Below are 596 nucleotides of genomic sequence, written 5' to 3' on the forward strand. Positions count from 1 at the left end.
TTAAAGAAGTAATTAAGCCCAATGACTACATTATTGTGGATTTGGAAAATGCTGAATTAGATTTTCATGATCCCGATATATTGGATATCAAAGATGAGCTAAAATCATTAGACTGTCATGTAATACTCCATAGAAATCCAATTTTTGATGATTTTAAAATGGCCGACATTCAACATGGGGATATGATTGATTATATAGATAACAGTTTAATTTACGACTATAAAAAAATAGGAGCTCAAAGTTTCTCAGACTACGTTGCAATTAAAAAGGATTATCTATTTAGTGATGGTGGAGTTCCTAGCCCTGGTTTTGTATTTTATGATGCTACGATAAATAATTTTTTTGGTTTTAGATATCAATATGGAGGTCATAAAAAGCACGAAACAAAACCTAATCCAGAAGAGTTTGAAACGAGAATTGTACCTGCCGTTATATCAAGTAAGTCTGCAAAAAATATGATGAGTGATAGTTTAGGGTATTTAAAGAATAATAAGGGTTGGGAAACACTAAACAGAATTTATTTAGGAGAAGAACCGGGTAAAAATGCTAGGAAGTTTAAAAGAATAACAATGGAACACTATTTACACTGCCTTCAG

The 596-nt window shown here is 31.4% G+C and carries 1 protein-coding gene; it reads left to right on the forward strand.

Going from position 1 to position 596, the window contains the following annotated elements:
* A partial coding sequence (locus RM539_RS19940) for a hypothetical protein (protein WP_311505171.1) occupies positions 1 to 596 on the forward strand: 596 nt, incomplete at both ends.

The sequence above is a fragment of the Autumnicola musiva genome (genome assembly GCF_031846585.1).
Classification (GTDB): domain Bacteria; phylum Bacteroidota; class Bacteroidia; order Flavobacteriales; family Flavobacteriaceae; genus Autumnicola; species Autumnicola musiva.